6 protein-coding genes are annotated in these 8,123 nt (G+C 44.1%); all 6 read right to left on the bottom strand.

Annotated features, from left to right (window positions below):
* Nucleotides 1–251 precede the first annotated feature (251 nt).
* The 6 genes from gor to F6J94_RS11585 all read right to left on the bottom strand — a co-directional run bounded on the left by gor (nucleotide 252) and on the right by F6J94_RS11585 (nucleotide 8,037).
* Nucleotides 252–1,598, bottom strand: coding sequence for a glutathione-disulfide reductase (gene gor / locus F6J94_RS11610; RefSeq protein WP_293040026.1), 1,347 nt, complete (start codon nucleotides 1,596–1,598; stop codon nucleotides 252–254).
* Between the two features lie 229 nt (nucleotides 1,599–1,827).
* A complete protein-coding gene (locus tag F6J94_RS11605; protein ID WP_293017783.1) occupies nucleotides 1,828–2,361 on the bottom strand; it encodes a peroxiredoxin in 534 nt (177 codons plus the stop codon).
* Between the two features lie 129 nt (nucleotides 2,362–2,490).
* Nucleotides 2,491–2,820, bottom strand: coding sequence for a YbjQ family protein (locus tag F6J94_RS11600; RefSeq protein WP_293040024.1), 330 nt, complete (start codon nucleotides 2,818–2,820; stop codon nucleotides 2,491–2,493).
* A gap of 85 nt (nucleotides 2,821–2,905) precedes the next feature.
* Entirely contained in the window at nucleotides 2,906–4,297 is a 1,392-nt protein-coding gene (locus tag F6J94_RS11595) for an NAD-dependent malic enzyme (protein ID WP_293040022.1), read from the bottom strand.
* A gap of 144 nt (nucleotides 4,298–4,441) precedes the next feature.
* Nucleotides 4,442–7,303, bottom strand: a complete 2,862-nt coding sequence (locus F6J94_RS11590) for a tetratricopeptide repeat protein (protein ID WP_293040020.1) — start codon at nucleotides 7,301–7,303, stop codon at nucleotides 4,442–4,444.
* 464 nt (nucleotides 7,304–7,767) lie between these two features.
* Complete coding sequence (locus F6J94_RS11585; RefSeq protein WP_075904793.1) at nucleotides 7,768–8,037, bottom strand: hypothetical protein; 270 nt, start codon at nucleotides 8,035–8,037, stop codon at nucleotides 7,768–7,770.
* Between the last annotated feature and the right edge of the window lie 86 nt (nucleotides 8,038–8,123).

Here is an 8,123-nt window from a genome sequence, read left to right as displayed (position 1 = left end):
TGAGACACTCAATCAGCCATTCCTTCCTGATAATACAGTTCTAGGGGCTTTTTTAGGATTTATTCTGATTCAGTAGTGTTGACTTTGACAACTAAAAGAATTTAAGCACTTAGCAATAATGCCTTATTAGAGGCATTCGTGAATTGAATTGCTATAAATTTTCACATCTGATTTTAAAGCGCTATAGTACAAAACTAGGGCGTGTGTTCACGCCCTAGTTACAACTGTATTTAAAAAGCTTTTTAAGTCCCTTAGCGCATTGTGACAAACTCTTCTGCAGAACTGGGATGAATGCCAACAGTAGCATCAAAGTTAGCTTTGGTAGCTCCGGTTTTCAATGCGATCGCAATTCCTTGAATAATCTCTGCTGCATGGTCTCCTACCATATGAGCACCCAAGACTTTGTCAGTGTTTTGGTCAACCACTAACTTCATCAGGGTTTTTTCATCCCGACCGGGTAGGGTATAGTACATCGCTCTGAACCGAGAACGATAGACTTTGACCGCATCCCCATATTTCTCCCGTGCTTCGGCCTCACTTAGACCAACAGTAGCTGCTTCGGGTGTGGTAAAAATTGCGGTTGGGACATTCTCATAGCTCATGATCCGGGATTTGCCACCAAATACGGTATCGGCAAAGGCACGACCTTCATTAATCGCAACGGGAGTTAAGTTCATGCGGTTAGTACAATCCCCTACGGCAAAGATATGGTCTTCTGTGGTAAGACTGTACTTATCGACTGCGATCGCACCGTTTTCAATTGCTACTCCAGTATTCTCTAAACCTAGATTCTGGATATTGGGTATACGACCTGTGGCAGCTAAACTGACTGCATCAGCAATTATAGTTGTTTGTGATTGTCCTTGTACCGTTACATTCAGACCGGCTGATGTGTTTTCAATAGCGATGATCTTACTGTTATTTAGCACGCGAATCCCATGGTTCTCCATGGCTTGTTGAATCTCGGAACCGATTTCCGCATCAAATCCCCGTAAAATCTGATCACGACGAATAACCACCGTGACTTCAGAGCCTAAGCCATTGAGAATACAGGCAAACTCGACACCAATATAGCCACCCCCAAGAATCACGATCCGTTTCGGTTGTTCCTTGAGGTGGAAGATATCATCAGAGGTAATCGCGTGTTCAATTCCAGGAATATCGGGCTTGACTGGATGTCCTCCTACTGCAATCAAGATTTTCTGGGCAGTTACTTTGCGTCCGCCAATGTCTATGGTGTGGGAATCCACGAACTTAGCATAACCCTGAAACAGTTCCACCTTGGAGTTATCCAACATACGTTGGTAAATGCCATTGAGGCGTTCTGTTTCCTGATTGACTGCTGTGATCATTGTTGTCCAGTCCAGGGTACTGTGTACCTTACTCCAGCCATATCCCTGTGCCTCTTCAAATTGATCAGGAAAATGGGAGGCATAAACCATCAGCTTCTTAGGAATGCAGCCACGATTTACGCAAGTTCCACCTAAACGGTCAAATTCTGCAATGCCTACTTTTGCCCCATATTCTGCGGCTCGTCTAGCTGTAGCAATTCCTCCGGAACCTGCACCAATAACGAATAAATCAAAATCGTAGCTCATGACTCCCCCAAACTTCTGAATTACTATTCGGTTGAAAGATTACTTATTTTTGGTAGATAGGCGCAATAGGCGTCGGAGGTAAAATTTTACTGATCGTCCAAGGTAATGATTGTTGTATCACTCTCAAGTCAATCCACGATTATCAGGACTTACGCACCAAACTGAAAACAGTAGAGGCGTTGCAGGTAACGCCTCTACTGATAAAGCCTTAACTAAGCTGGGAAGTATCTCAACTTTTAGCTGACTTCAAGTATGCCAACATGGTATCTGCATCTGAGACCTCGAAGGGATCGGTAGGGCAGTTATCTTCATAGCCTGGTTCTACAAACATTTTTTCAATCTTGCCGTTATCTACCACCATAGAGTAGCGCCAAGAACGCATACCAAAACCGAGATTATCTTTTTCTACCAACATCCCCATTTTGCGGGTGAATTCCCCATTACCATCGGGTAGCAAGAAGATATTCTGAACCCCTTGCTGTTTGCCCCACTGGAACATCACGAAGGCATCGTTGACAGATAAGCAGATCACTTGATCAACCCCTTGTGCTTTGATCTCGTCATAGAGTTCTTCATAGCGGGGTAAGTGGGTTGATGAACAGGTGGGTGTGAAGGCACCAGGAAGGGAAAATAGCACGATACGCTTACCGCCAAAAATTTCCTGTGTAGTGCGGTCTTGCCAGCGGAAGGGATTGGGTCCAGCAACTGACTCATCTCTGACTCTGGTCTTAAATACTACGTCGGGTACTTGATTGATAACCATCTTGTCTTACTCATTCCTTTATGATTGTTACTATTTAATCGTAGTCGTAACGAGTATGAGTTGTCAAGGAAATTTAGCGGATTTAGTTAAACAACAGTTGACGGGTACCCGTCAACTGTCAAGCAACCCTTAATTCTTGATTTTGATGGCTGTGCCAGTCGCGGTAATCAGTAGCAGCACCCCCTTTTCATCAACGTTAATTGTGCCAGTATCCATAGCAATGCCAATCACAGCATCTGCTCCTAGTTCTGAGGCACGTTGCTTCAATTCTTTGAGGGCTTCTTGGTGTCCTTTTTCAAAGACTTTTTCATAACTCCCAGTACGTCCCCCAATTAAATCTCGAATACCGGCAAAGAAATCCCGCAGTGCATTGGTGCCGTAAACCACCTCAGCAGTCACAATTCCCAAATACTCTTCAACAATCGCACCTTGAATAACATCAGTAGTGGTTACAATCATCAGTCGTGCCTCAAAAAATGGATCAAATGCGAGGATAATAGCTAATTTCTACAGCTCGATCATGAAATTATCGAAATACAACTACTTAATGGCATGCTACACCATCCTGACGTGCTGCCCTTTGCACCGCAGCAGCAACTGCAGGAGCGACTCGCTCATCAAATACGGAGGGAATGATATGTTCTCGATCTAAATCACTGGGATTAATCAGGGATGCGATCGCAAAAGCTGCTTCGAGACACATATTCACGGTAATGGTTGACGCCCGACAATCTATAGCCCCACGAAAAACCCCTGGAAAAGCCAGAACATTATTAATCTGATTGGGATAGTCACTACGACCTGTAGCCATTACTGCTACATCATCTACTACTAATTCTGGCTGAATTTCCGGGATAGGATTAGCCATAGCCATGACAATGGGCTTATTTGCCATCGACCTGACCATGTCTGGGGTCAGAACTCCAGGTACACTCACCCCAATAAACACATCGGCATTACCAATGGCACCAGCGAGAGTACCGGAAGCATCCACAGCAAATTCTTGCTTTTGCTCAGTCAAGTTAGGGCGTTTAGTAGAAATAATGCCTTGGGAGTCGCATATCCAAATTACACCTGCACCAGCTTTACGGAGTAACCGGGCAACTGCCATACCGGCAGCGCCAGCTCCATTAATAACAATTCTTACCTCTTCTAGGGATTTCTTGACTAGCTTCAGGGCATTGGTCAAGGCAGCAAGGGTGACAATAGCCGTACCGTTCTGGTCATCGTGAAAGACTGGAATATCTAACTCCTGCCGGAGTCTGGCTTCAATATCAAAGCAACGGGGAGCACTGATATCTTCTAAATTAATACCACCAAAAACCGGCGCGATAGTTTTAACGGTTTCCACGATCTGATCCGTATCTTGGGTAGCTAGGCAGATAGGAAAAGCATCAATACCAGCAAACTCTTTGAACAGCATTGCTTTACCTTCCATCACTGGCAAAGCGGCTTCTGGCCCTAAGTTACCCAACCCCAACACTGCACTGCCATCGGTGACCACAGCAACCATGTTGCTTTTAATGGTAAAGGAGTAGACCTGTTCTGGGTCAGATGCGATCGCTTTACAAATCCGACCTACACCAGGAGTGTAAGCCATAGCCAATTCAGATTGATGCTTGAGGGGGATTTTACTGTTGACACTGATTTTGCCACCGCGATGGAGGTTGAAGGTGCGGTCATAGACATTTAGGATTTGGACATCGGGAACTTCTGACACCGCTTGTACAATCTGTTCAGCGTGTTCACTGCTAGCTGCATCTACGGTAATCTCGCGAGTAGCAATTTTCCGAGTTTTCTCCACCACCATAATTTCTCCCAATTGACCGCCAACAGATGCGATCGCTTGAGTTACGCTGGCTAACATCCCGGCACGGTTGGGGTATGTTAAGCAAATAGTCAAACTGAAACTAGGATTTGGGGTCAGGTCTACCATGCTGTATGATCTGGGATTATAGAAATATGTTGGCGCAAGCTCATTTCCTGCTATATCAATCTAGACTAAACTAGACTTTAGTTCATAGTTGATAGCAAGCATGGAATAGGAATTATTTGCCGGACCCAGGAGATCAAGAGGATTCTAGCCTCCAATCAACTGCCAGAACCGATCATCTTCTGAAATAGCCTCAAAATCCGGGTCATTACTCGCCTCTTCCCGATACCTTGGATTTAGATCAATCGCCTGCTCTAGGTTTTCCACAGCTAAGGTGACTTGACCCTGGGAAGAATAAACGATTGCTTTGTTATAATAACCAGCAGCATACTCAGGTTGAATCTCCAAAGCCCGATTAATGCTTTCCAATGCCTGATCATTCTGTTCTAGCTTGACTAAGGTAGAACCTCTGTAATTCCAGGCTTTGTGGGAGTCGGGATTTAATTCAATAGCCTTGTCAAAAGAAGCAACAGCTTCTTGGTATCTTTCTAATACATCCAGAGCCATGCCTCGATTCAACCAGGCTACTGTATTATCTGGCTGAACTTGGACAGCTTGGTCGAAGGATTCAAACGCCTCTTCATGCTTTTGTAGCATTCCCAGTGCTACTCCTCGGTCAACCCAAGCTTGATGATAGTTTGGCTGAATTTCTAGGGCCTTGTCATAGGAAGCGATCGCATCTTCGTAGCGTCTCAACCGTCTTAGGGTCATGCCCCGGTTTAACCAGGCTTTGTAGTGGTCTTGCTTGAGTTTAACCACCTTATTAAAAGCAACCACTGCTCCTTCATACCGCCGGAGTTCCATCAAAGCCAGACCTCTTTGATACCAGCTATCTGGGTCATCTGGCTTAAGCTCAATTACTTTGTCATAGGACGCGATCGCATCTTGATACTGCTGTAATTCCCATAATGCCATACCTCGCTGATACCAAATATCAGGGTTATTCGGTTGAAGGTCAAGAGCTTGATCATAGGAAGCGATCGCATCTTGATACTGCCCTTGAGAGAATAGACTATTGCCCTGATTCACATAGTCATCTGGATTCAAGAACAATTTAGGATGGTTCGATTTGAGGCGTTCTAATTGTTCCGTCAGAGTTTGAGTGTTTTGCAGCACTTCAGACAGAGCAGCTTCTGCAATGGATGTTGGGGAAATCTCTGCTAGTTGTTGTAGAATTTTATCCTTCTCGGTTTGAGCCTCAGATTCCACCTCAGACAGCTGAGCAGCCAAGGTGGTTTCCAATTTGTCCAGATTTTGAATGATTATATCTTTTCGCTTTTGAATGTCCGACTGTAAATCAGAAAGTTGAGTTTTCGCCTCTGTTTCTAATTTTTCCAGACTCTGAATGGTCTGAGCATTCTGGGTTTGAATTCCTGACTGAGAGTCAGAAACCTGAGTTGTTAAATTAGCCTCTAGCTCTTTCAGATGCTGGAGAGTCTTATCGATTTGCACTTCAATCTTCGACTGGGATTTTGAAAGTTGTTCAGTAATGTCAGTTCCTAATTGCTCTAGCTTCTGAAGAGCTAAATCGATTTTATGTTGAGCTTTTTGTTCAGCCTCCACCTTAATGTCAGATAGCTGAGGAGTAAACTCTGTCTCTACCTGTTTTATATTTTCTAGTATTAAATCCCGTTGCTGTTGAGCCTTGGCTTCAAGTTCAGACAATTTTGAGGCAAACTCTGTCTCTGATTGGTTCAGTTTCTCCAATACTTTATCTTGATGCCCTTGGACATTGGCTTTGAGTAAAGATAGTTGAGGAGCAAAATCAGAGGTGAGTTTTTCTAGATTCTTGAGGTAACTGTTCCTTTCTTTATCAGCCTTTGCCTTAAGCTCAGACAGTTCAACAGCAAAATCAGACTCTGATTGATTTAGTTGCTGCAGGACTTTATCCTTATGTTCTTGTACATTACCCTGAACTTCAGATAGTTGAGGAGCAAAGTCAGCCCTTGATTTTTCTAGGGTTTGCAGGTAATCTTCGCTTTGTTTTTGAGCCTTGGCTTTCAAGTCAGACAGTTCGGAGCCAAACTCAGTCTCTGATTGGTTCAGTTTCTTCAGTATTATCTCTTTCTGGGCTTGTACATCCGCCTGGATTTTCGATAATTCTGGAGTAAATTCAGCCCCTAATTTTTCGAAATCTTTTAAAGTTAAGTCCTTTTGGTTTACCGCAGTTTCTTTCAGGTCAGACAGTTCGGAGCCAAACTCTGTCTCTAATTGCTTCAGTTTCTTCAGTATTGTCTCTTTCTGGGCTTGCACATCCCCCTTGAGTTCAGATAATTGGGGGGCAAACTCAGCGCTTAAGTTTTCTAGATACTTCAGAAAACTATCCCGTTGCTTTTTAGCGTCTTGCTCGAGTTTAGACAGTCTTGAGGCAAAGTCAGTCTCTAATTGTTCTAGCTCTTGTTGAGTATCGGTTTTTTGCGTCTTGATTGTCGTTAATGCCTGTTGCTGGGACTGAGACAATTTGGATAGCAGCTTAGATAGATTTTCTCGTTTAACACTTAGGTCTTGTTTAAACTCTGCCGCCTGCTGATCTAGCTCCAAAGCAATGTCTTCAGTTTTTTCGAGGATACTTTGAACATTTTTATTGGCACTGACAATCCTATCTTCCAAGTCAGTCAGTTCATTGAGGTGAGCTCTCACGATTTGGGCAACCTCACGAATCACAGACCTTCTTAGCAGCCACAACGCTGCGATCGCAGCCACCAGTAGCAGTACCAGAGTGACCAACACAACCAGCAAAACATTAGACAGGAGCGTCACCCGCTGAAAGCTAAGATTCGCATCAGTTTGAACTTGCTTTTGACTTGAGCTCTGAGCGACTATCTGTTTTGGAGGGTCAGGTTCGATGGATTGGGCACTGCCAAGGCCAACAGGCAACAGGAAGAATGACAAAACAATAGTGCTTCGCCACACCAGTGCTAACATGTGTTGATTTTTACGCTTCATCAGAACGTCCTTTCTCTGTTGGTCATCTTGTACTGCCCATAGAGGCTCTATCTTACGTGCCAAGATCAACTCCCCTACTTAAATCCATTTCTTCTAGTTTGCCACCTCCATGACTGAAAGGGTGAATGCCCTTTGATCCCAGTTTGCCAATCAGTAGACCAATCAGTAGACCACAGTTAACACACTTTTGGTTACACCAACAGGTCCTTCTCAGCTTACCCCCTAATCAGCTATGGGGCTATCCAAGCTATAGCAAGTCTTCAAAGTAGCACTACAGATGCAGATGGCCAGAGGTCGGGATGACCAGATCGGGAGATGGCCAGATGAAATTGATGTGCAATTAATCCAGGAATTAACGAGAATCCCTACCTTCTGAAGGCAGGGATTCTCGTTAATTGGTATAATGTAGTATACTGTCAAGGAAACTTAGTACTAGTGCAGGGGAAACCGAAATAAGTGAAATGACCAGCTCCGACCTCTGTAGATGAAAGTGGTGACTTATTTCTGCGAGCCTGGACTAGGTGGAATCAGTAAAGTTTACGTTCTTCCCACAAGAAGCAGTAGTACGGTACACTGCCCAAGCCAGCATTAGTCAAAATTGATACCTTTATGACTGGGTTGGGTTCACAATTGTCTTCCTCAGATATCAAATCTAGGTTGGCCTGGTTAAAGAAGATGCCTGAAACCCGGCTTTTGATAGCTTGGAAATTATGGGCAATCCCAAGGAGCACAGATGACAGCTTTTGCCAGACTACAGCAAAGGTTGGTTTGATGGTTTCGTTAATTGTTGTTAGCATGTCAACACCCTTTATAGTATGGATTGAAAAAAAATTGTCTTAAAATGCACCCTTTTATACCCATGGCCTACTTGCACTGCTTCAAC

The organism is Moorena sp. SIO1F2, from assembly GCF_010672755.1.
Classification (GTDB): Bacteria; Cyanobacteriota; Cyanobacteriia; order Cyanobacteriales; family Coleofasciculaceae; genus Moorena.
Note: the sequence above shows the minus strand (reverse complement) of the source record. Positions and strands in the feature narration are given on the sequence as shown.

Coding starts and splice junctions, on each gene's coding strand:
- gor (WP_293040026.1), bottom strand. CDS start 1,598: ATGAGCTACGATTTTGATTTATTCGTTATTGGTGCAGGTTCCGGAGGA.
- F6J94_RS11605 (WP_293017783.1), bottom strand. CDS start 2,361: ATGGTTATCAATCAAGTACCCGACGTAGTATTTAAGACCAGAGTCAGA.
- F6J94_RS11600 (WP_293040024.1), bottom strand. CDS start 2,820: ATGATTGTAACCACTACTGATGTTATTCAAGGTGCGATTGTTGAAGAG.
- F6J94_RS11595 (WP_293040022.1), bottom strand. CDS start 4,297: ATGGTAGACCTGACCCCAAATCCTAGTTTCAGTTTGACTATTTGCTTA.
- F6J94_RS11585 (WP_075904793.1), bottom strand. CDS start 8,037: ATGCTAACAACAATTAACGAAACCATCAAACCAACCTTTGCTGTAGTC.